Origin of the sequence: Paenibacillus pectinilyticus, from assembly GCF_001700435.1 — a bacterium.
Taxonomy (GTDB): domain Bacteria; phylum Bacillota; class Bacilli; order Paenibacillales; family NBRC-103111; genus Paenibacillus_E; species Paenibacillus_E pectinilyticus.
Genome location: NZ_LYPC01000017.1, coordinates 1 through 22,948 on the forward strand (window position 1 = coordinate 1; position 22,948 = coordinate 22,948).

Annotated in this window: 21 protein-coding genes, 8 tRNA genes and 2 rRNA genes; 26 read left to right on the forward strand and 5 right to left on the reverse strand. The window is 48.0% G+C overall.

The genetic code is table 11. From position 1 onward, the window contains the following. From A8709_RS13035 to A8709_RS13105, 15 genes are all read left to right on the forward strand, one after another. Positions 1-83 (forward strand): 23S ribosomal RNA (locus tag A8709_RS13035); the annotation flags it as partial. A gap of 131 nt (positions 84-214) precedes the next feature. After that, positions 215-331, forward strand: a 5S ribosomal RNA gene (gene rrf, locus A8709_RS13040). A gap of 48 nt (positions 332-379) precedes the next feature. Further along, a tRNA-Glu gene (locus A8709_RS13045) sits at positions 380-454 on the forward strand. Between the two features lie 75 nt (positions 455-529). Next, positions 530-605 (forward strand) — tRNA-Val (locus A8709_RS13050). Between the two features lie 9 nt (positions 606-614). Beyond that, a tRNA-Asp gene (locus A8709_RS13055) sits at positions 615-691 on the forward strand. Positions 692-713: 22 nt separating this feature from the next. Then, positions 714-789, forward strand: a tRNA-Phe gene (locus A8709_RS13060). A 16-nt stretch (positions 790-805) separates the two neighbouring features. Next, a tRNA-Thr gene (locus A8709_RS13065) sits at positions 806-881 on the forward strand. Between the two features lie 34 nt (positions 882-915). Next, a tRNA-His gene (locus tag A8709_RS13070) sits at positions 916-988 on the forward strand. A gap of 62 nt (positions 989-1,050) precedes the next feature. After that, a tRNA-Leu gene (locus tag A8709_RS13075) sits at positions 1,051-1,130 on the forward strand. 6 nt (positions 1,131-1,136) lie between these two features. After that, positions 1,137-1,215, forward strand: a tRNA-Leu gene (locus tag A8709_RS13080). A 194-nt stretch (positions 1,216-1,409) separates the two neighbouring features. Continuing rightward, a complete protein-coding gene (locus A8709_RS13085) occupies positions 1,410-2,243 on the forward strand; it encodes a class I fructose-bisphosphate aldolase (RefSeq protein WP_065852834.1) in 834 nt (277 codons plus the stop codon). A gap of 21 nt (positions 2,244-2,264) precedes the next feature. Continuing rightward, positions 2,265-3,428 (forward strand): Gfo/Idh/MocA family protein, encoded by a 1,164-nt coding sequence (locus A8709_RS13090; protein WP_065852835.1) that lies wholly within the window; start codon positions 2,265-2,267, stop codon positions 3,426-3,428. A 2-nt stretch (positions 3,429-3,430) separates the two neighbouring features. Continuing rightward, entirely contained in the window at positions 3,431-4,636 is a 1,206-nt protein-coding gene (locus tag A8709_RS13095; protein WP_065852836.1) for a carbohydrate kinase family protein, read from the forward strand. Between the two features lie 15 nt (positions 4,637-4,651). After that, positions 4,652-5,197 (forward strand): D-lyxose/D-mannose family sugar isomerase, encoded by a 546-nt coding sequence (locus A8709_RS13100; protein ID WP_065852837.1) that lies wholly within the window; start codon positions 4,652-4,654, stop codon positions 5,195-5,197. Between the two features lie 75 nt (positions 5,198-5,272). Continuing rightward, complete coding sequence (locus A8709_RS13105; protein WP_065852838.1) at positions 5,273-6,031, forward strand: DeoR/GlpR family DNA-binding transcription regulator; 759 nt, start codon at positions 5,273-5,275, stop codon at positions 6,029-6,031. On the opposite strand, the gene A8709_RS13110 is transcribed toward A8709_RS13105, so the two are convergent. After that, positions 5,974-6,708, reverse strand: coding sequence for a FadR/GntR family transcriptional regulator (locus A8709_RS13110; protein ID WP_065852839.1), 735 nt, complete (start codon positions 6,706-6,708; stop codon positions 5,974-5,976). The two genes, A8709_RS13105 and A8709_RS13110, sit on opposite strands and share 58 nt — an antisense overlap. 160 nt (positions 6,709-6,868) lie before the next feature. On the opposite strand from A8709_RS13110, the gene A8709_RS13115 reads away from it, so the two are divergent. Together A8709_RS13115 and A8709_RS13120 are read left to right on the forward strand one after the other, a co-directional pair. Continuing rightward, a complete protein-coding gene (locus A8709_RS13115) occupies positions 6,869-8,284 on the forward strand; it encodes an FAD-linked oxidase C-terminal domain-containing protein (protein ID WP_065852840.1) in 1,416 nt (471 codons plus the stop codon). Further along, positions 8,277-9,617: a (Fe-S)-binding protein gene (locus tag A8709_RS13120; RefSeq protein WP_425262325.1), complete on the forward strand. Its 1,341-nt coding sequence runs from the start codon at positions 8,277-8,279 to the stop codon at positions 9,615-9,617. Before A8709_RS13115 ends, A8709_RS13120 begins: the two co-directional genes overlap by 8 nt. Positions 9,618-9,619: 2 nt before the next feature. Here A8709_RS13120 and A8709_RS13125 read toward each other — a convergent pair whose 3' ends face one another. Next, positions 9,620-10,489, reverse strand: coding sequence for an AraC family transcriptional regulator (locus A8709_RS13125; protein WP_065852842.1), 870 nt, complete (start codon positions 10,487-10,489; stop codon positions 9,620-9,622). 143 nt (positions 10,490-10,632) lie between these two features. Here A8709_RS13125 and A8709_RS13130 point away from each other — a divergent pair, with 143 nt between their 5' ends. From A8709_RS13130 to A8709_RS13150, 5 genes are all read left to right on the forward strand, one after another. Further along, positions 10,633-11,463 (forward strand): amidohydrolase family protein, encoded by an 831-nt coding sequence (locus A8709_RS13130; RefSeq protein WP_065852843.1) that lies wholly within the window; start codon positions 10,633-10,635, stop codon positions 11,461-11,463. Positions 11,464-11,475: 12 nt separating this feature from the next. Then, entirely contained in the window at positions 11,476-12,489 is a 1,014-nt protein-coding gene (locus A8709_RS13135; RefSeq protein WP_065852844.1) for a zinc-binding alcohol dehydrogenase family protein, read from the forward strand. Between the two features lie 215 nt (positions 12,490-12,704). Further along, on the forward strand, positions 12,705-14,732 hold the full coding sequence (gene tkt, locus A8709_RS13140; RefSeq protein ID WP_065852845.1) for a transketolase: 2,028 nt from the start codon (positions 12,705-12,707) through the stop codon (positions 14,730-14,732). Positions 14,733-14,765: 33 nt separating this feature from the next. After that, a complete protein-coding gene (gene fsa / locus A8709_RS13145) occupies positions 14,766-15,422 on the forward strand; it encodes a fructose-6-phosphate aldolase (RefSeq protein ID WP_065852846.1) in 657 nt (218 codons plus the stop codon). A gap of 53 nt (positions 15,423-15,475) precedes the next feature. Then, on the forward strand, positions 15,476-15,967 hold the full coding sequence (locus A8709_RS13150; protein ID WP_065852847.1) for a NanQ anomerase/TabA/YiaL family protein: 492 nt from the start codon (positions 15,476-15,478) through the stop codon (positions 15,965-15,967). 114 nt (positions 15,968-16,081) lie between these two features. Here A8709_RS13150 and A8709_RS13155 read toward each other — a convergent pair whose 3' ends face one another. Together A8709_RS13155 and A8709_RS13160 are read right to left on the reverse strand one after the other, a co-directional pair. Continuing rightward, positions 16,082-17,476 (reverse strand): MATE family efflux transporter, encoded by a 1,395-nt coding sequence (locus A8709_RS13155; RefSeq protein ID WP_084224900.1) that lies wholly within the window; start codon positions 17,474-17,476, stop codon positions 16,082-16,084. A gap of 98 nt (positions 17,477-17,574) precedes the next feature. Beyond that, positions 17,575-17,868, reverse strand: a complete 294-nt coding sequence (locus A8709_RS13160) for a DUF3817 domain-containing protein (RefSeq protein WP_065852848.1) — start codon at positions 17,866-17,868, stop codon at positions 17,575-17,577. A gap of 179 nt (positions 17,869-18,047) precedes the next feature. On the opposite strand from A8709_RS13160, the gene A8709_RS13165 reads away from it, so the two are divergent. Further along, positions 18,048-18,428, forward strand: a complete 381-nt coding sequence (locus A8709_RS13165; protein WP_065852849.1) for an ATPase — start codon at positions 18,048-18,050, stop codon at positions 18,426-18,428. 286 nt (positions 18,429-18,714) lie between these two features. On the opposite strand, the gene A8709_RS13170 is transcribed toward A8709_RS13165, so the two are convergent. Further along, positions 18,715-19,584, reverse strand: coding sequence for a DUF559 domain-containing protein (locus A8709_RS13170; protein ID WP_244163180.1), 870 nt, complete (start codon positions 19,582-19,584; stop codon positions 18,715-18,717). 104 nt (positions 19,585-19,688) lie between these two features. Between A8709_RS13170 and gatC the strand changes: the two genes are divergently transcribed. From gatC to gatB, 3 genes are read left to right on the forward strand one after another with little or no spacing between them, the layout of a single operon-like run. After that, positions 19,689-19,976 carry an Asp-tRNA(Asn)/Glu-tRNA(Gln) amidotransferase subunit GatC gene (gatC, locus tag A8709_RS13175; protein ID WP_065852850.1) on the forward strand — a complete coding sequence of 96 codons (288 nt, stop codon included), beginning with the start codon at positions 19,689-19,691 and terminating at the stop codon, positions 19,974-19,976. 27 nt (positions 19,977-20,003) lie between these two features. Continuing rightward, the gene (gatA, locus tag A8709_RS13180; RefSeq protein ID WP_065852851.1) at positions 20,004-21,461 is read left to right on the forward strand and encodes an Asp-tRNA(Asn)/Glu-tRNA(Gln) amidotransferase subunit GatA; all 1,458 of its coding nucleotides are present in this window, start codon (positions 20,004-20,006) and stop codon (positions 21,459-21,461) included. Between the two features lie 36 nt (positions 21,462-21,497). Continuing rightward, complete coding sequence (gene gatB, locus A8709_RS13185; RefSeq protein WP_065852852.1) at positions 21,498-22,946, forward strand: Asp-tRNA(Asn)/Glu-tRNA(Gln) amidotransferase subunit GatB; 1,449 nt, start codon at positions 21,498-21,500, stop codon at positions 22,944-22,946. Positions 22,947-22,948 lie beyond the last annotated feature (2 nt).

A 22,948-nucleotide genomic window follows, 5' to 3' on the forward strand; every position in this document is an offset into this window, starting at 1 on the left:
AGACGACGAGGTTGATAGGTTCGAGGTGGAAGTGCGGCAACGTATGCAGCTGACGAATACTAATCGGTCGAGGGCTTAACCTAATCCCAACCAAGTGAAGATAAGCTTTGTAGCGAATTCCGAATACTTGATTGGGGCCCAGAAAATCCTAAGAGTATGACTTTACGCACGTTTCGTATCTAGTTTTCAAGGCGCAAACAAAACGCTTTGACTGTTTGGTGATGATGGCGGAGGGGACCCACGCGTTCCCATCTCGAACACGACCGTTAAGCCCTCCAGCGTCGATGGTACTTGAACCGCAGGGTTCTGGGAGAGTAGAACGTTGCCAAGCAGTTACCCTAACGGGTATTTTTTTTGCCGGATCCTCGGCACGAAGTTAGGCCCGTTGGTCAAGTGGTTAAGACACCTCCCTTTCACGGAGGTAACAGGGGTTCGAGTCCCCTACGGGTCACCATAAGTCCCCACAAAGTGACGTATTGCTAACGAAGCATATTCCGAATACTTTGCGTGGGCGCGAAACTCCAATCATGAACGCTTAGCTCAGCTGGGAGAGCACTACCTTGACAGGGTAGGGGTCGGCGGTTCGATCCCGTCAGCGTTCACCATAAAAGCATGGAGCTGTGGTGTAGTGGCCTAACATGCCTGCCTGTCACGCAGGAGACCGCGGGTTCGAATCCCGTCAGCTCCGCCATTTTTCTTGAAATGTCTAGTTAGGCTTTGTAGCTCAGTCGGTAGAGCAGAGGACTGAAAATCCTCGTGTCGGCGGTTCGATTCCGTCCAAAGCCACCATTTTTCAAATGAATATGCCGTTGTAGCTCAACTGGTAGAGCAACTGACTTGTAATCAGTAGGTTGGGGGTTCAAGTCCTCTCGACGGCACCATACCAATTATGGTATAGTAAGAAATAGATTTGTGGCGGTCGTGGCGAAGGGGTTAACGCACCGGTTTGTGGATCCGGCATTCGCGGGTTCAAGTCCCGTCGTCCGCCCATTAATTCACAGTGAAGTCAGCTTCGGCTAGCAACTTCATGATTTGCCTGATTGACAGCATGCGCGTATGGCGGAATTGGCAGACGCACTAGACTTAGGATCTAGCGGGCGACCGTGGGGGTTCAAGTCCCTCTACGCGCATCATATGCCGGCATGGCGGAATGGCAGACGCGCTCGACTCAAAATCGAGTCCGAAAGGGTGGAGGTTCGAGTCCTCTTGCCGGTATCACAGTTAACAACATGGAAAGCCTTACTAAAGTAAGGCTTTTTTTGTTTTCTGCAGTTGAATAATAGATTACGTAGAACCCCGAAGCCAAAGAGGTGCAACGAGGGTTTTTGTTCTTTTATAACAAAAAAACATGTTGTAAATAAACATTTAAAGTTATAGAATAACATTATTCATGAAGGGAGTGAAATAAGATGTCTTTGAAACCTAGGTTGCACCGCATGTTTAGCCCACAGGGGAAATGTTTCGATGTGGCGATAGACCACGGTTTTTTTAATGAAGTCACCTTTTTATCAGGAATAGAGAATATGAAGAGGGCTGTTGAGACCATCGTTGATGCGGGCCCAAATTGTATACAGCTCAGCATTGGCCAAGCGCGACATCTGCAATCCATTCCGGGTAGTCAGAAGCCGGGGCTGGTGCTTCGTACGGATGCCGCTAATATTTATGGAAGCGTGCTTCCGCGGTATGTATTTAGTGAACTCATCGATAATGCGATTGAACAAGCTGTGCGCTTGGACGCGGTTTCCGTATGTGTCAATCTACTTCTACTCCCGAATCAACCCGAGTTACATTATCAGTGTGTGAGAAATGTATCGCTGCTCAAAACAGCATGCGAGAGATATGGCATGCCTTTGATGGTAGAACCCCTCGTGATGTTAGAGAACGAAGCCAAGGGCGGTTACATGGTGGATGGCGATTTAAACAAAATTCTCCCTCTCGTGCGACAGGCCGTCGAATTAGGTGCTGACGTCATAAAAGCAGATCCTTGTGACCATGTTGAAGACTATCATCGGGTGATTGAAATTGCTTCCGGTATTCCCGTTCTTGTTCGAGGTGGCGGCAGGGCGAGTGATGAAGAGATTATGCGTAGAACGGTAGAGCTGATGAAGCAAGGAGCATCTGGGATTGTGTATGGTCGCAATGTGATTCAGCATCCTAATCCGTCAGGGATGACCAAAGCTTTGATGGCTATAGTCCATCATGAAGCTACAGAAGAGCAAGCACTTGCGTTTCTTGCACAATAAGAGAGGATGAGGTGAATACGAATGTCTGACAAAAGGATTATCCGTTTTGGCGTGATTGGCTGTGGACTCATGGGAAAAGAATTTGCGAGTGCAGCTGCGCGGTGGTGTCATTTAACTGATATTGATTTTGCTCCGAAAATAATTGCTGTGTGCGATGCCAATCCTACGGCCACGGCGTGGTTCACAGACAATGTACCGAGTGTTGAGGCGGTCTATAACGATTATAAAGGGCTTTTGGCTAATCCAGACGTAGAGGCAATTTATTGTGCGGTTCCACATAACCTGCATGCCCAAATATACATCGACATTATTCAGTCGGGTAAACATTTGTTAGGTGAGAAGCCATTCGGTATTGATCAAGAAGCGAATCGCGACATTATGAAAGCGCTTGAAGAGAATCCTCAAGTTATCGTGAGATGCTCCTCCGAATTCCCGTTTTATCCTGGAGCACAGCAGTTAATTGAATGGGTGAGGGATCAGAAATTCGGTAAAATCATTGAGGTGGAGGCAGGCTTTTGGCATTCAAGTGATCTGGATCCCACGAAAGTCATCAACTGGAAAAGGCGAATCGCCACAAATGGCGAATATGGGTGTATGGGCGATTTAGGCATGCATGTCCTGCATCTGCCTCTGCGCTTTGGCTGGAAGCCGCGTTCGGTAAGAGCGCTTTTGTCCCAAATCGTACATGAGCGTCCTGATGGCAAAGGAAATATTGTGCCTTGTGAGACATGGGATAATGCGATTCTGGCTTGTGAAGTAGAGCAAGGAGACAATCAATTTCCGATGGTACTTTCAACAAAAAGAATTGCGCCGGGCCATGCGAATACCTGGTTTATCCGTATTATCGGAACCGAGCTTTCAGCGGAATTCACGACCAAAAACCCTAAGCAAATTTCTTACTTGCCATACAAGCCTGGTGGTGTTCAAGCGTGGCATATCGCGGATGCACCGTATAAATCTGTATATAGCACGATTACGGGGGGGATTTTTGAATTTGGGTTTTCGGATTCCATCCTACAGATGTGGGCAGCATTTTGTGATGAACTCGTTCATAGAGAGTCTCCACTTAGACCGTCGTTCTATTGTGCAACACCGGAGGAAGCTGCACACAGCCACGTCCTCTTTACTGCTGCTTTAGCATCAAATCGAACAGGAGAAACGATCTCTATAGATTGGAGGAATTGATCTTGAACCTGTCTCAACCAGAAGTGATCGTGGCGGGGCATATTTGTTTAGATATCATCCCAACGCTGCATAGTAAAGCATCAGGTAAAGACTTGTTCCTTCCAGGGAAGCTGGTGGAAGTAGGACCCGCAGTTCTTTCTACTGGTGGTGCCGTATCCAATACGGGATTAGCGCTACACCGTTTAGGCCGCAAGGTAAGTTTAATGGGCAAGGTAGGCAGAGACCGGTTCGGGGAGGCTATTCTTTCTATTTTGAGTACACACAATCCTTCCTTGGTAGAGAGCATGATTATCGCTGAGGGGGAGATAAGCTCCTATTCCATTGTCATTAGCCCGCCGAATACTGACCGAACCTTTTTACATGCAACAGGAGCCAATGATACCTATACAGCTAATGATTTACGAATTGAACAGCTCGCAGGCGCACGGTTATTTCATTTTGGCTATCCGCCTTTAATGCGGCAGATGTACATAAACAATGGGGAAGAGCTATCTCGGCTTTTGAAAAAAGTGAAAAAGACGGGCATGACTATATCGCTTGATCTTGCTAAACCTGACCCGGAATCGGAGGGAGGACAAGTGGATTGGCGGTCCATTTTGGAACAGGTATTACCTGACGTGGATGTCTTTCTGCCTAGCTTCGAGGAAATTGTCTATATGCTGCATCGGGATCGTTACGATCAATGGATGGACGAATCACAGTCAGGCGATCTCTTCCCCTATGTGACAGAAGGATTATTAGCCGAAATAGGTGAAGAATTACTAGAGATGGGCGCAGCTGTTGTGGGGCTGAAGCTCGGTGAACATGGGCTATATGTACGAACAACGCCTAGTGAATCTCGACTTATGGCAATGGGGTTATGTGCTCCTACGAACGAGATGCGGGGTAACTGGCTAAATGCGGAGCTGTTGAGTTCCTGCTATGAGGTAGATGTTGCAGGGACGACAGGGGCAGGAGATTGCACGATTGCAGGCTTTCTTTATGGCTTGTTGAATGGGTATTCACTGGAGCAAACTTTACATATGGCTGTTGGTGTTGGTGCATGTAATGTTGAGTTTCAAGATGCGGTAAGCGGTATTCCGGACGGAACTGAGGTAGTTAAGCGGATTCATACGGGTTGGAAGAAACGTACTATGAAGTTGAATATATCGAACTGGCGTTCTGGTAATGATGATGATTTATGGTTTGGGCCCTGCCATCATAAATAAAAAGGAGTGAGTTCAATGAAAAGAAGCGAAGTAGTGCTTGCTCAGAAGCGTACCGCGGATATTTTACAGCAGAATAGCATTGTGCTTACGGAAGATGAAATAGGGCGTATCGAAGTGGCTGGCTTCGGTCTGAATGAGTTACAGGTACAAGGTCTTGAGTTGATTACCTATATAAATACGGACAGGTATTGCGCCAAAGAATTAGTTTTGTTTCCTAGGCAAACCTGCCCAGAGCATAGCCATCCGCCCATTGGCGATGATCCTGGCAAAACAGAGACGTTTCGTTGTCGTTCCGGTCGTGTTTTCCTGTATGTAGAGGGGGAAGCGACATCTGACATTCAGGCACAGGTACCAGTCGGAAGTGAGAGTTACTACACGGTGTTTCACCAAATTGAGCTCCTGCCAGGTCAGCAATATACGATTCAACCAGGCATCAAGCATTGGTTTCAAAGCGGTGATCAAGGGGCAATCGTATCGGAGTTCTCTAGTACGAGCCGGGATGAGTATGATATTTTCACAGATCCTCGGATTGAACGGATGCCGGTGATCCAAGAAGATTAGAATCAGAGAATAGGTTGAACCCTGCCATCGAAAACTGCGATAATAGAGATAGGAATAAGTAGCGGAGGTTTCAGGATGCACAACCAATTGAATCAAAGGCAGCAACAAATATTAGATCGGATGGCTATCGACGGTGAAGTAAAAATCATAGAATTGAAGGAATTATTTGAAGTAACCGAGATGACGCTGCGCAGAGATATGGAGAAGCTGGAGCAGTGGGGACATATCAAACGTACGTTCGGTGGGGCGATCCTGGTTGGAGCGGATATTGCTTTACACGAACGAAACGGCGTGCTCATTGAGGAAAAAATGAAAATTGGTAAATTGGCGGCACAGCTCATTCAACCAGGGGAATCTATTTTCTTGGATGGCGGGTCGACGACGCTACAGGTAGCTAAATATATCCAGCCTGGCCACACTATTACGGTTGTGACCAACGCGTTGAATATTGCCACGGAGCTTCAAGGTAAACAGATTCCGACCATCGTCATTGGCGGCATGCTGATGGGCCAAACTTCAACTATGGTTGGCCCTGTTGCCGCGGAAACGATCGCAAAAATGGCGTTTAATCGCGTGTTCCTCGGAACAACGGGGGTCACGATTAAGTATGGTTTTAGTAACTCCAACATGCATGAGGCCGAGATTAAACGTTTAGCGATCCAACAAGGAGCTGAAATTAACATCGTTATGGATGCCACGAAGGGCGGGAAGCAGGATCTGTTTTCATTTGCTTCCTTGGATGCCGTTAATCGAATCATTACAGATCAGCTACCAGATCAGTTGTTGAAGGAAGCTTGTCGAGAAGCGTCTGTCGAAGTATTAGCGAGCTTCTGAATTACTTGATCAACCTTCGCAATGTGCTGAGACATCTTCTCCGCGGCAAGCTGCTCATCCTGAGCGGCAATCGCCTCGACAATGTCGCGATGTTCTTGCAGCAGCTTCTCGGCCGATGCACGTTCAGCGAAAAACCACAGTCGGCGGGAAGACTTCATACTTAGCTGCAGCCGCTCCGTCAAGGATTCCATCATCCCAATGAAGAGGGCATTCTGGGAGGCTTTAGCGATTTCCATATGAAAGCGAATGTCAGCCCGTTCGCTTTCTTCTTCGTTTTCAAGCGATCCTTCCATTTCGAATAGAATCTCTCTGAGCACGTTCAAATTATGATCGGTACGACGACTAGCCGCCAAAGTAGCACAACCGGCCTCGATAAATCTACGCACCTCTTGCACTTCTTGAAGCGATTCGCTTTGATCAAAAAGGCCATTCGACTCTGTTGGTAACTGAGTTACTACGTAAGTCCCCCCACCATGCCGTATATCGACCCATCCCATTGCTTTAAGCCCGCTAAGCGCTTCTCTAATGGTTGAGCGTCCCACTTGAAAGCTAGCCGCAAGATCTACGACTGTTGGGAGTTTGGAACCAGGCGCATAAGTGCCTTCTTCAATTTGAGCTTTAATATGTTGAAGTACGATTTCCGAACCCTTTTGTGGACGGATTTGCTGAAATACCATGGGAAGTTCCTCCGTGAGAAATTCAAAATAAGATCTATACATCTATTACATCATAAGCTAAAATATAAGAAAAGTCATCTGATCACATGATCAATTATTCAGTGAAAGCGTATGATGAAATGGTCAAGGCAAGTTTAAGCAATTAAGGGGAGGATACTACATGCTCAACAATCAAGTAAGACTTCAACTTCAGGCCATTGTAGGCGAAGCCTTTTATAAAGACGATATGGAATCACTAGTTACCCATTCCTATGATGGGACGCCGATGCTCCAGTCATTGCCAGACGGGGTGATCTATCCGCGTGACACGGCGCAGGTTTCTGCGATTATGAAGGTGCTGAATGAGCATCGGATTCCGTTGGTGAGCAGAGGATCAGGTACTAACTTGTGCGGAGGTACGGTTCCGGTACAAGGGGGGGTCGTGATGGTCATGCACCGCATGAACGCGATTCTAGATATTGACTTGCAGAACCTTACAGCCACCGTGCAACCAGGGATTATTACCAAGCAATTCATCGAGCATATCGAGAATTTGGGTTTATTTTACCCACCGGATCCAAGTTCCATGGCTATTTCAACAATTGGCGGCAATATTGCGGAGTGTTCGGGTGGTCTTCGTGGTTTGAAATATGGCACGACCAAAGATTATGTCATCGGACTTGAATGTGTCCTTGCTTCGGGCGAAATCATGCGTACCGGCGGCAAGCTGATGAAGGATGTAGCGGGGTACGATTTGACCAAGCTGCTAGTCGGATCAGAGGGAACGCTTGCTGTCATTACAGAAGCAACGCTCAAGCTCATTCCGCCTCCGAAGGCGAAGAAAACGATGCTTGCCATGTACAAGGATTTATACGGCGCAGCGCGTACTGTTTCCAAAATCATTGAAAACCGCATCATTCCAGCAACGCTGGAGTTTATGGATAATCCAACGATTCGCGTGGTCGATGATTTTGCTAAACTGGGGCTTCCATTGGATATGGCAGCTATTTTGCTAATCGAACAGGACGGAGAGCCTGAGATGGTGGAGCGTGATATTGCTCTTATCTCTGAAATTTGCCGGGAGGAACAGGCTGATGAAGTCAGCATCGCGAGTACGCAAGAAGAAGCGCTTAAGCTGTTAACTGCAAGACGCAGCGCGTTCACGGCGCTTGCTCGCCTTCGTCCGACGACGATTTTAGAGGATGCAACGGTACCTCGCTCCAAAATTGCGGAAATGGTACTGGAAATTAATCGAATTGCCACCAAGCATAATGTTCAAATTTGTACATTCGGCCACGCAGGAGATGGTAATTTACATCCTACTGCAACGACAGATGCAAGGGATCATGATGAGGTTCACCGTGTAGAAGCGGCATTTGAAGAAATTTTCGAAGCGGCAATTCGTTTGGGTGGAACGATTACTGGTGAACATGGTGTTGGGTTAGTGAAAGCGCCATTCCTCGAATGGAAAGTAGGAAGCAGCGGGATCGCGATGATGAAAGGGATTAAGGATGCGTTCGATCCTCATCATATTTTGAATCCAGGCAAAATGTTTGCCAAAGAATCCAGACGCAGGGTGGTGATTGATCGTGTCTAACATCCATGAAGTAACATTACGGGATACCTTGATTAACAAACTAGACTACGATCAGTTAACCAACTGTATGCGTTGCGGCTTTTGTCTCCCAGCTTGCCCGACATTCAAGGAGACTGGCATTGAAGCAGAATCCCCGCGGGGGCGTATCTCGCTGATGAAAGCGGCGGTTGATGGCGTTATGGAGCCAGGTATCAGCTTTGAAGACCAGATGAATCACTGTTTGGGTTGTCGTGCTTGTGAACCGGCTTGCCCAGCCGATGTGAAATATGGCCAGCTCATTGAACAGGCGCGAGATGCCATCGAAGTGCATACAACCCAGCATAGATGGTGGGTGCGCGGCGTGCGTAAACTCGTGTTCAAAGAGCTATTCCCATCCCAAAAGAGGATGCAGCTGCTCGGGACAGGGCTTCATTTTTACAAAATGTCAGGGATACAGAAGTTAGTTCGCGGTACAGGGGTTGTGGGACTATTCTCCAAACATCTTGCAACGATGGAAAAAATACTTCCCGATGCTTCCGGCAAAGGGATCGTTGAGCGGTTAGGCACTTTCATGCCGGCAAAAGGTGAAAAACTTGGAACCGTCGGAATGTTCCGCGGCTGCTTGATGGATGTGCTATTCACCGAAACAAATATCAAAACGGTTAAACTATTGAACGAAGCCGGGTTCGATGTCGTCATTCCCGAGTCTCAGAACTGCTGCGGTGCGCTTCATGCGCATAGTGGTGAGAGTGACCAAGCGAAGCAATTGGCGAAAAATAACATCCGCGCTTTCCAAGAGGCGGGCGTTGATTATATTATTTCGAATGCTGGTGGTTGTGGCGCGATCCTAGTGGAATATGATCATTTGCTGCATGAGGAGAGCGAGTGGAAGGAATCCTCAGTATGGTTTGCGAAGCGAGTGAAGGACATTAGTACGATTTTGGTGGAAAAAGGTAGGCCTCTTCGCTTCGCTGAAGCGCAGACTAATCAAGCAGCTACGAGGGTTACGTATCAGGAGTCCTGCCATCTGCGCAACGTTATGAAGGGAAGCCAGCCTTCCAAGCAATTGCTTCAACGGATTGGCAACACCGCTTATATTGAAATGAAAGATGCTGGCTCCTGCTGTGGTTCAGCGGGGATTTACAACATGACCCAGCCTGATATGGCGAATCAGATTCTTGAACATAAGATGGACAATGTGAATGCCACTACAGCGTCTTATGTGGTAACAAGCAACCCAGGTTGTTTGCTGCAGATGAAGCTCGGGATCAATAAACACGGTCAGTCTGGTAAAATGGAAGCTGTTCATATTGCTGACTTTTTGTATGATCGGCTTGTGACGCAGGAAGCTTAAAGTCACGACGAAATGAAGGACTTCCGTGCGGCCGCAGGCGTTACGCCTAACACTCTTTTGAACATCGCATGAAAATGGGGTAAACTCTCGAAGCCGCACAAGTCCGCAATCGTTCGCACGCTGGCATCGCTCTCCTGAAGAAGCTGCTTTGCACGGATAATGCGTTTGGTCATGATATACGTAGTGATGTTCATTCCAATGAACTGTTTGAAGACTCGGCTGAAATGGGCCGGCGTGACAGAAGCTTGCTTCGCAAGGGAACGAAGTCCGATATTTTCGCAGAAATGTTGATCGAGATAGAGTAAGATTTCTCTCATCCAGACGGGGCCAACGAGGGAGTCTCCCTGCGGTGACTTTGTTTCAGAGCCCATCTCGCGCTGAATATAAAGCAGAAGCTGAAGCAGTTGTAGAAAGATAGCTTGGCGCTGACCTACTCTGGGGTGTTTAAGTTCCAGGTGCATGGATTCCAGAGATTGATCTAGATGCTGCGCCTGTGCTAACCGTGTGCTCAACTGGTAACTGCGAAGGGCCGTCGCCTGTTCAAAACTATGTAAATAGGAGAACTCATCGCCTAACAAAGGGTTTTGCAGCAAGCTAGGAGAAAAATAAATAGCCGTGGATGTCACGGGCGTGTCCTTGTCAGGGGTTGCTCGGTGAATCGTGTTGCCGGGGATGAGGAACAGGTCGCCCTGCTTCATGTCATAAAAAGTATGATCGATAAAAAAAGTACCACTGCCGCGGTACACATACACAATTTCATACCAGTCGTGGAAATGGTCAGGAAGCTCGCTTAGCGAGCTTTTTGTATTTTTATAGGCGAAAGAAAAAGGAAAGGCATCGTGATTATCGAAGATTTTACGAATAGGATCCATAAGTGTCATTCCTTCCACATCAGGTTTCTCTATAATATCAAAAAACCGTACATATTTGCCAGATATCGATATTTCATAATGAATTATTGATGCTACAATGAAAGTAAGCGATATCATATTACGTTAAGAAAGAGGAGAATCGCATGCGTATTGATGCACATCAGCATTATTGGAAAATTGACCGTGGGGACTATGGGTGGCTATCACCAAAACTGCCTGTGTTGTATCGTGATTTCTTACCGGACGACTTGACTCCGCACCTTGGGCAGAATCATTTGGATCAGACCATTGTTGTCCAAGCGGCACCTACACTAGAAGAAACAGACTATTTACTCGCATTAAGTGAGCATTCAGATACGATTGCTGGCGTTGTGGGCTGGCTTGATTTAGACGATCCTGATTATGTTGTTCATTACAAAAAGCATAGCGAGCATCCCAACTATGTCGGCTTTCGGATCATGATTCAAGAGATGGCGGACGCTCGGGCTATTCTTCAGCCTCATTTTGTAGAAGCTCTGCGCTATTTCGCAAGTGAAGACGTGCCGGTTGATCTTCTGGTTGTCGCACATCAACTTGAGCCAGTCATCGAGCTTCTGGAGCTCGTCCCAGGTCTGCGCGCGGTCATTGATCATATAGCAAAACCTTCGATTGCAGCGGGTGTGATCGAACCTTGGAAAAGCCAAATGGCGGCGATTGCGGCGCACCCGAATATCTACTGTAAAGTTTCAGGGATGGTGACGGAAGCGAGTCATACGGATTGGAAGCAAGAGGATTTTACCACTTATATTCAGCATATCTTAGCGTCTTTCGGTACTGAGCGAGTAATGTTCGGCAGTGATTGGCCGGTATGCCTATTAGCAGCAGGTTACGAGGATGTCGTCGATGTCGTGACTCACGCATTGCCAGAGGGCTGGTCAGAAGAGGCTAATGCTCGCTTATTCGGACTTAATGCTAAGGCGTTCTACAAGTTGTGAAGGAGGGCAAACATGAAAGCGATCGTCTGTGAACAAATTGAGCAGTTTCGGTATGTCGAGGTAGAGCAGCCAACCGCAGGTAGTGGGGAAGCTATCGTTCGCATTAAGCGCATTGGCATTTGCGGGACGGATTTACATGCGTTTAAAGGAAATCAGCCGTTCTTCAGTTACCCGCGTATTCTAGGTCATGAGCTTGCTGGTTACGTGGAGGAACTTGGTGAGGGCGTGACGGGTTTGGCAGTTGGTGATCTCGTTAGCGTCGTTCCGTACATGCATTGCGGTACGTGTATCGCCTGTCGGAATGGCCGAACGAATTGCTGTACAGACATGAAGGTACTCGGCGTACATGTGGATGGTGGCATGCGGGAGCGAGTTTCAGTGCCGGTGAGTCATTTGGTTAAGGCGGATGGCCTTACACTCGATCAAGCTGCCATGCTGGAACCGCTAAGCATAGGTGCACATGCTGTGCGCAGATCGGAGCTGCGTGCAGGGGGAACAGCGCTAGTCATTGGGGCAGGTCCGATTGGGCTTGGCGTGATGATTCTGGCGAAGCAGCTAGGTGCTAACGTGATTGCGATGGATATCAACGAGGAACGGTTGGCGTTTTGTCGTGATTGGGCGGGCGTGGATCACACCGTGAATGCACTTCAATCGCCGAAGGAGAAAGTATCGGAGTTAACCGATGGTGAATTCCCAACGGTGGTTTTCGACGCAACGGGGAACGCAAGGTCGATGACGGACTCATTCGGACTTGTCGCACATGGCGGCAAGCTTGTGTATGTCGGACTCGTTAAGGCCGATATTACTTTTCATGATCCCGATTTTCACAAAAGGGAGCTCACGCTAATGGGCAGCCGCAATGCGACCATGGCGGATTTTGACACCGTACGCAGCGCATTAAAAACAGGCAGCATCGACATCGAGCGATACATCACGCATCGTTCCTCCTTCGAGGAGATGGTGGATCAGTTCGAATCGTGGCTGAAGCCGGAGTCGAAGGTGATTAAGGCGATGGTTTGTATGTAAAGGGGAGGGGACACACTCAGTGGAGAGCTGAGTGTGTCCCCTTTTGCGATTCTTGCATGTATTCGAGCCTTGTATAATTTAATGGAGCGAGAGGTGCTAATATAGACAGCTTCTATAGCGAGTATCGAAACTATTAATTATTTTAATGTTCAATCACCTCTTATAATAAAGAGTAGATAAACGAAATACAACCAATTGGATGGAGGCGTATCGCTTTGAATGGAACAACCGTAGGGATTGAAGAATTAAGCATCAACACAATTAGAACACTTACAATTGATGCTGTTGAGAAAGCAGCCATGGGTCACCCTGGCATGCCGATGGGCGCGGCACCGATGGCGTATGCGCTTTGGACACGTCATTTGAAACATAATCCTGCAAGTCCGAAGTGGGCTGATCGCGATCGCTTTGTCTTGTCAGCAGGACACGGCTCGATGCTCTTGTACAGCTTACTTCATCTTAGCGGATACGATGTATCCCTAGATGATATTAAGGAATTCCGTCAATGGGGTAGCCGTACACCAGGACATCCTGAGTATGGTCATACAGCAGGCGTAGAAGCAACAACAGGACCGCTTGGTCAAGGTGTTGCCATGGCGGTAGGGATGGCGATGGCTGAAGCTCACCAAGCTTCTGTGTATAACAAGCCGAATTTCCCTGTCGTTGATCATTTTACGTATGCGATTTGCGGAGATGGTGATCTTATGGAGGGGGTTTCCTCTGAAGCGGCTTCCTTAGCGGGTCATCTCAAACTAGGTAAACTCGTCGTTCTCTACGATTCTAATGATATTTCCCTCGATGGCGACTTGAACATGTCGTTCTCCGAGAATGTTAAAATGCGGTTCGAATCCTACGGCTGGCAATACCTGCGCGTGGAAGAGCAGAACAACGTGGATGCGATCTCCGCGGCGATCGCAGAGGGTAAGGCTGATCTCAATCGTCCAACGCTGATTGAGATTAAGACAACCATCGGCTTCGGCTCGCCGAACAAAGCCGGCAAGGGCGGCCACGGCGGCACGCACGGCTCGCCGCTCGGCAAAGAAGAGCTGCTTCTGACGAAGCAAGCTCTGGGCTGGCCCCTCGAGCCGGATTTCTACGTCCCGGCTGAGGTTTACACACACTTCGCCCACCACAAGCAGGTGGGAGCTCAGTCACAAGCCGACTGGCAGCAGCTGTGGAACAGCTACCAGGCCGCTTACCCCGAGCTCGCGAAGCAATTCGAGCTCGCGAACAGCGGCGACCTTCCGGCGGACTGGAACGCCGATGTGCCGCGCTATACCCCAGAGAGTGGCGCGATTTCGACGCGTACCGCATCCGGTAAAGTGATTAACGGCTTGGCGAAGCGGGTACCTCAATTGGTAGGCGGCTCTGCCGACCTAGCGAGCTCCAACTTCACCATGATCAGTGATGCCGCGGCATTCAGCGCGGCAGATTACAGCGGACGCAACTTCTGGTTCGGCGTCCGGGAATTCGCCATGGGCGCAGCGCTGAACGGTATGCTGCTTCACGGCGGACTGCGCGCTTTCGGCGGAACATTCCTTGTGTTCAGCGACTACTTGCGCGGAGCCATTCGCCTATCCGCGCTGATGAAGATCCCAGTTGCGTACGTGTTCACACACGACAGCATCGCTGTCGGCGAAGATGGCCCGACGCATCAGCCAATTGAACAAATTCCATCCCTGCGGATGATTCCAGATCTAACCTTGTTCCGTCCTGCTGACGCGAACGAAACAGCGGCCGCTTGGGAGTATGTCCTTCAAGCGAAGGAAGGGCCGTTCGTCTTCGCGCTTTCCCGTCAGAACTTGCCGGTACTTCCAGGCACGGATAAGCTTGCTTTTGACCATATTCATCAAGGGGCTTATGTGCTTTCTGATGTTGCTGAGGGTGAGACTGTTGAGGTTCAATTGATCGCGACTGGCTCGGAAGTGAGCTTAGCACTTGACGTGAAGAAACAGTTGGCGCAAGATGGAATTGGAGCTCGTGTCATTTCCATGCCAAGCCGTGAATTGTTCGAGGCGCAGCCAGACGAGGTGCGGAATGCAGTTCTTTTGCCTCATATAACCAAAAATGTTGTGATGGAAATGGCTTATCCGGCTGGCTGGGAAGAAATTACGGGACAAGATGGCTTCGTTGTCGGCATCCGCAAGTTCGGGGCATCAGCGAAAGCAGATCGCGTCATTCGTGAATATGGCTTTACCGCAGAAGCAATCGTTGGGCAAATCAGACAGAAGTATTTCCAATAAGCACCCATAGCGGGAGAAAAGGTAGGGATACAGATGAAATTGTTTATCGACACAGCTAATGTAGAGGAAATTCGTAAAGCACACGCGTTAGGCGTCGTTGCAGGGGTAACAACGAACCCTTCATTGATTGCCAAAGAAGGAAGAGACTTTTTCGAAACGGTGAAAGAAATTATCTCCATCGTTGGCGATGTTCCGATCAGTGCAGAGGTTGTTTCTTTGAAAGCCGACGAAATGGTTGAGCAAGGTAAAAAGCTTGCCAAATTAAGCCCGAATGTCGTCATCAAGCTTCCAATGACATTGGACGGTCTTCAAGCGACTAGCGTATTCAGATCACTCGGTATTCCGACGAATGTTACCTTGATTTTCAGCTCGACACAAGCGTTGCTCGCAGCTCGTGCAGGTGCAACGTATGTATCTCCGTTCATCGGACGTTTGGATGATATCAACCAAATCGGGATCAACCTGATCAAAGAAATCAGTCAAATTTTCCAAGTCCATGGGATCAAATCCGAAATTATTTCTGCAAGTGTCCGTCACTCTGCTCACGTTATTGAAGCAGCGCTTGCGGGATCACATATTGCGACAGTGCCATATAAAGTGATAGAATCGATGAGCAAACACCCGCTGACAGACGCGGGCATCGAGAAGTTCCTTGCCGATTGGGAAGGCGCTAATCAAGAGAAGTTCTAAGATATAGAAGACTCGCCTACTTGGCGGGTCTTTTTACAAAGGAGTCAATAGCGATGATTATCAGTGACGTGAAGCATTTTGAACAAGAACGGCATCTATGGCCGGCGGCTGTAGCGCGGGGAATTGATTATATTTTGAACCGTAATCTGGGTGATGCCGAATTAGGACGTTATGATCTCGAGGGCGATAATGGCCACCTGATGTATGCGAATGTACAGGAGTCGGTGACACGACCGAGGGAAGAGCAGATTCCGGAATCCCATCGCGTGTATACAGATATTCAATTTCTCGTGAGCGGTGAAGAACGATTATGTTTCTATAGGCTGAATGATCAGTCTATTATCGTAGATAACAAGTTTGAGTCGCATGATATCGCCTTCTACGAATCAGATCCAGACCAGCTTGAAACGGATATTTTGCTCAAACCCGGCATGTTCGCCGTGTGCTTCCCGTCTGATATTCATCGACCGAATTGCTTGATTACCGAATCAACGACGAATAAGAAGATTGTGATCAAAATTCATAAAGATCTGCTCCATCTGTAAAATAGTCGTTATTAGTTGCGTTTACACGTACCATATTCGATGCCAAAAAAGTCTACTCAAGCCAAATTCCTTGGCTCGGCAGACTTTTTTTGTAGGGTCGTTGCTTGCTAACAATTAGGCTCTACTAGCCAGCATACGGGCTTGCTTCCATTTTCCAAAGCGATAATAGAGCAGGTTCAATGTCGCGGCGACACTGAAGCTTACCGGGAAGCTCCACCAGATGACATCAAAACCATACGTGTGCGACAGCGCCGTGGCAAGTGGAATTCGAACGAGCAACAGTGCAACAAAAGCGACGAGAAGTGGAAATACAACCGATCCCGCGGATCGGACAACCCCAGCGACGACATTGAAGATGCCGAAAATGATAAAGGACCATAGTGTAATATTGTTGATATGCACGCCAATATCAATGGCTTTACCTTCAGGGGGAAGGAAGAAGGAAACGACTTCACGATTAAATAAATGAAGGACAGCAACGATAAGTCCCGTCATCAGGATATTTACGCTAACACCTGTCCAAGTGATTCGGTTGACACGATCCCATTTACCAGCACCAATATTTTGCGCGGCCATCGAAGTCACAGCACCGCCTATTGCCATTGCTGGCATTTGAACATAACTGGATATTTGCATGGCCACCCCGAAAGCGGCTGTGGATTCAGAGCCATAAGCATTAACAAGATGAACCAACATCAAGTTGCTCATGGAGACAACAACCATGTTTAAACCCATGGGCAGGCCTTTTTGAATTAGTGTACGAATAATGCTCCAGTTGATCCGCAGTAAGGGAATATCCGCTTTGGTGATGCGCAGAAAGTACTTCTTCTTATATAAGTAGGCAATTAGTAAAACGAAACTGACCAACTGCGCGATAAAAGTCGCTACAGCGGAACCAGCGATCCCCATTTTCGGGAAGGGTCCCATTCCTTGAATCAATAAAGGATTGAGCGCAACGTCGAGGACAGCGGATAAAAGTAAAAAGTAAAACGGCGTCTTGGCATCGCCCGACCCCCGCAGAATGGCCATGATCAAGTTATAGCCGAACATAAACGGAACGCCCGCGAAAATAATGCGCGTATACGTAACGGCAAATTCCTTCACATCCAGCGGGGTATTCATCCATCCAAGGATCGTGGAAGAGAAAATCCAGCCCAAGGCAGCCACGATAATTGATAAAACAAGGAAGAAAACAGTGCTCGTACCTACGACCTTTTTGGCTTCTTGAACCTTCTGGGCACCGAGATTCTGACCGATCAGAATGACGGCCGCCATGGCAATTCCGAAGATGGAGCTAATTAAGAAAAACATAATAATGTTCGCATTCGATGTCGCAGCTAGGGCGACTTCGCCTAGATACTTTCCGATCCAAATTGTATTGATCGAACCATTCAAAGACTGCAGGACATTCCCTAGTAGAATGGGCAGTGAAAATAAAATCAATGTCTTGGTAATCGGTCCCTCCGTTAATGAGGGGCGTGCTTTCTTCATTGTTGCTTGTTCTGACATGATTTCCTCCGTAAATTCACTTGCTTGATAGAATAGTGTTCTATCACTATATCAGTTTCATGCCGCTTTCTGAAATTTTACGAAGGGGAGGGAGGCGTTTAGTTGCGGATGCGGCGGTCGAACACAAACGGCCCAAAAGGAATGAAAGCCGCGATGAATGCCCCGAACACACGTTTTATTGACCAACGATGCTGTAAGGTGACCCAAGCGAGTGAAAGCAGATATAGTACGAATAGAAAACCATGGGTAATACCTACGATGAGAACAGCCTTCGGCATGTCAAATGCATATTTAAGCGGCATAGCGATACAGAGCAGAATTAGAAAAGATAAACCTTCAGCCCACCCGGCATAGCGTAAGGTGTTGAGGGATCTTTGGGATCGTTGTAGCATAATGAGCAACTCCTTTATCAATGGAAGTAAGCTCATCGTACGTGAGAAATATGAATGGAATATGAACAACAGATGTCAATTGGACACAAACTAGTTTTTTTAGTACGATAGGCAATAGAACGTTTTCGTATATTCATAGAGCTCATTTGAGAGTGATATATAGGCAGGGGGAAAAGCAGATGCTTCGTCTTGGCGAGAAAATTATCATCATCGGGGATTCTTTAGAACAGAATCTACCCATCGGTGGATATGGCTATTTAATAGCGTATGACCGAAATAACGATAACATCTTCGACTATGTCGTGCGTGTCCCGAAGGAGAACAAACACTACTACGTGACTGCAACGGACATTGAACTCGAGGAAGTTCTGATTCAGCAAGAGGCGGAGCAAGTGGAGCGAGAAGCGTTAATCGATTTTGCGCTTGCCACGAAAAACGAAGCCTTGTTTCGTAAAATCATGACCGGCGAGTCGGCGGCTGAGCCGGAGAAGGAACGGGACAAAGAAGTGCAGTCCCGCGAAGAATTTATCAAGCAAATCGGGCTGAAAGCCTGGATTTAATAGAGAATGCGACGGTGCGGATGCGCTGTCGTATTTTTTTACGTTCACACCTCCACCCGAAGCCGCTCGTGCTGCTGTTAGGCCTCTTTTGGGCGTTACAGCCGTGGCAGAATCGCCGAAAGCCCGCCCGCCCCCTTCGTAACGCCCTTTTTGGGCGTTACAGCTCAACCCCGGGGCGTTCCCCGCAGCTGAAGGGCCCCTTTTGGCCCTTACAGCTGTGGTAGAATCACCAAAAGCCTGCCAACCCCATGCAACGCCCATTCTGGTCCTTACAGCTACCAGCACATCAACTAACGATCCATGCCGCGACCGCAGGATGCAAGCGATAACACTTAATCCGCTGCTTCCCCTCACCCGCTGCTACAAGTAAATTTTTCTCCAGCATTTGATGCAGAATCCGCCTCGATTTCTTAACCCCAAATCGAAATAATTCGCACAGGACGCGAGGAGTCACTGGCTTCTCAGCAGACAATGCCAACCGACAAATCTCCCTTTCAACAACACTTAACTCCCCAACTTGACCTTGCCCCTCTCGATGTTCACCAAAATACTTCCCGAGAAATTGCAATAGAATCTGCTCACACATCCGCGGTCGATCTTTCACATCATCATAGGAGAAACGTAAGATTTTCCAGCCATCGATGACGAGATGATTTTGGCGGATCAACTGGTCTGAGAATTGGGTGCGGCTGATCTGACTCGAATGCGTGTTGTACCCATCAATTTCGATAGCAAGTTTCAGTGCTTGACGTATATAGGCGAAATCAAGATAACGAGTGCCATCACGGAAATCTTTGACCTCATACTCAGGATGCAAGTATTGAAACTCCCCCAACGCCTTCCACCATACATGTTTAATAAATAGCTGTTCGGCATGACCATGCCCCTCTTTAAGCCGTCTTAACCGTTCGCCTTTGCGTGAGGAATAATGCTGTTGCAGAAAAACTTCGTAAGATTTCTCAAATAACGACATCAGAAGAAAGCTCGCCTCTTTTCTGAAAATGAATAAGCCGCTCCCTTGAATCAGCAAATGCTGACCAAGAAATGCGGCGTGTTCTTCACTACCATTTTCATCCATTTTACCATGGTTTACGAGGTAGATACAATCGGACCAGTCATTTACATGAATTTTTTCTGCCCAAGCTTCTATATGCATAACTCACATATCACCCCACAATCCTTATTCTGGATTGAGTTCGCAAAATTTCTGGGATATAATGAAAAGAATGACTAAACGCTGATACAAGGGGTGTAGAATACGTGAGCATAACGAAGAAAGATGTCGATCATGTCGCCAAGCTGGCTAGACTCGATCTCAATGATACCGAAAAAGATCTATTTACAGATCAGCTTAATGCCATTTTAAAATATGCCGAGCAGCTGAATCAATTGAACACCGAAGGTGTTGCACCAACGAGCCATGCGATGCCATTAGTCAACGTGATGCGCGAAGATGTTGCGAAGCCGTCACTGCCGATTGAAAAAGTGTTGCTGAACGCTCCTGATCATGAGGATGGACAGTTCAAGGTTCCTGCTGTTTTAGAATAAGTTAGAGATGAAAGGGAGTGCCTGTCGTTGTCTTTGTTTGAATTAAACCTACAACAAATCCACGCGAAGCTGCAAAGCAAAGAAATCAAGGTTTCGGATCTTGTGGATCAATCCTATACACGAATTGGACAAGTGGAGAGCAAGGTTCGCGCTTTCCTTACATTAGATGAAGAAAATGCAAGACAGACCGCAGCGAAGCTGGACGAGCAGCTTCTTAGCAATGCAACTCGCGGTGATTTATTCGGCTTACCCATCGGGATCAAAGATAACATGGTGACCGAGGGCCTCAAAACAACCTGTGCAAGCAAATTCTTATCCAATCATATTCCGATTTATGATGCGACGGTCGTTAGCAAGCTCAAGGAAGCACAAGCAGTGACCATCGGCAAACTCAACATGGATGAGTTTGCGATGGGCGGCTCCAACGAGAACTCCGCGTTCCACCCAACCCACAATCCGTGGAACACGGATTATGTACCGGGCGGCTCCAGCGGCGGCTCGGCAGCTGCAGTCGCAGCAGGCGAAGTGTACTTCGCGTTGGGCTCCGACACCGGCGGCTCGATTCGCCAGCCGGCAGCTTATTGCGGCATCGTCGGTCTGAAGCCGACGTACGGGCTCGTGTCCCGCTATGGGTTGGTCGCATTCGCGTCCTCCCTCGACCAAATCGGGCCGTTGACGAAGAACGTAGAAGATGCTGCGTATGCGATGCAAGCTATCGCAGGCTATGACCCAAAGGATTCCACGTCTGCGAATGTGGAAATCCCTAACTACCTCAGCGCATTGACTGGCGACGTCAAAGGTCTGCGCATCGGCGTACCCAAAGAATACATGGGCAACGGGATTGACCCAGCGGTTAAAGCCAAAGTGCTTGAAGCGCTCAAAGTGCTTGAAAGCCAAGGCGCTGTGTGGGAAGAAGTAAGCTTGCCGCATTCGGAATATGCGGTAGCCACCTACTATCTATTAGCTTCCTCTGAAGCTTCTTCGAACTTAGCTCGTTTTGACGGCATCCGCTACGGTGTTCGTTCCGATAATGCACGTAATCTGTTGGATCTCTACAATCTATCCCGCAGTGAAGGCTTTGGTCCAGAAGTCAAACGCCGGATCATGCTAGGTACGTATGCGCTAAGCTCAGGCTACTACGATGCGTATTACCTGAAAGCTCAGCAAGTTCGCACTCTGATCAAACAAGATTTTGATCAAGTGTTCGACAAATACGATATCATCATCGGGCCAACGGCTCCAACCACCGCTTTCAAAATCGGTGAGCAAAGCAGCGACCCATTAACGATGTATTTGAACGATATCATGACCATTCCGGTCAGTTTAGCTGGTATTCCAGCCATTAGCGTTCCATGCGGATTCGTGAATGAACTTCCAGTTGGCTTGCAAATTATTGGCAAAGCATTGGATGAAGCTACCGTTTTGCGTGTAGCCCACGCTTTCGAGCAGCACACAGACCACCACAAGCAGCGCCCGCAATTGTAAGTTAATAGCTAGAGAGTAACGAAGGAGGCATTCACTTTGTCGGCAACAGATATCCAATTTGAAACCGTAGTCGGTCTTGAAGTTCACGTAGAGCTTCATACCGCTTCCAAAATATTTTGTGGTTGTGCAACCTCATTCGGAGCACCTCCGAATACGAATACATGTCCAGTTTGTTTAGGCCATCCTGGTGTTCTGCCGGTACTTAACCGCCAAGCGGTTGAGTACGCGATGAAAGCAGCAATGGCGCTGAACTGTACAATTGCGACAGACAGCAAGTTCGATCGCAAAAACTACTTTTACCCAGATTCACCCGATGCGTACCAAACTTCCCAATATGACAAACCGATTGGCGAGCACGGTTGGGTAGACATTGAAGTGAACGGTGAGACGAAGCGAATCGGTGTTACACGTGTTCATTTAGAAGAAGATGCAGGTAAGCTGACTCATATTGATGGCGGTTATGCTTCGCTTGTTGACTTGAACCGTGCTGGCACGCCGCTGATCGAAATCGTATCTGAACCTGATCTGCGCTCACCCGAGGAAGCTCGTGCATACTTAGAGAAAATCAGAGCGATCATGATCTATTGCGACGTTTCTGATGTGAAAATGGAAGAAGGCTCGCTGCGTTGCGACGCGAACATTTCCATTCGACCATTCGGCCAAGAGAAATTTGGTACGCGTGCCGAGCTCAAGAACATGAACTCCTTCCGTGGTGTGCAGCGTGGTCTTGAATACGAGGAATATCGCCAAGCGGAAATTCTCAGAAGCGGGGAAGAAGTCATTCAAGAAACGCGCCGCTGGGATGAAACGCAAGGGAAAACACTCGCTATGCGTGGCAAAGAAGATGCGCATGATTATCGTTACTTCCCAGACCCAGATCTGGTCAGCCTCTATATCGATGAAGAATGGAAAGCGCGCGTTAAAGCTTCCATTCCAGAATTACCAGACGCCCGTAAAGCAAGATACAGCAGTGAATATGGCTTGCCAAGCTATGACGCGGCTGTTATCACAGCTTCCATGCAGATGGCTAATTTCTTTGAACAAAGCTTGCAATATACCCAAGATGCCAAAGCGGTATCGAACTGGATCATGGGTGATTTGCTCGGATATCTCAATGCCAACTCCCTCGAATTTTCCGATGTGAAAGTGACCGGTAAAGGGTTAGGCGAGATGATCGGCTTAATTGAGAAAGGCACGATTTCCAATAAGATTGCCAAAACCGTGTTCAAAGAAATGATCGAAACCGGCAAAGAGCCGATGAAGATCGTTGAAGAGCAAGGTCTTGTGCAAATTAGTGACGAAGGTGCGATCAAGGCCGTTGTTGAGCAGGTAGTCGAGAACAGTCCGCAATCCGTTGCAGACTTCAAAGCGGGTAAAGAAAAAGCCGTAGGCTTCCTAGTCGGGCAAGTAATGAAAGAAACCAAAGGTAAAGCGAATCCAGGTCTCGTCAATAAATTAATTGTGGAGTGCCTGAACAGCAAATGATA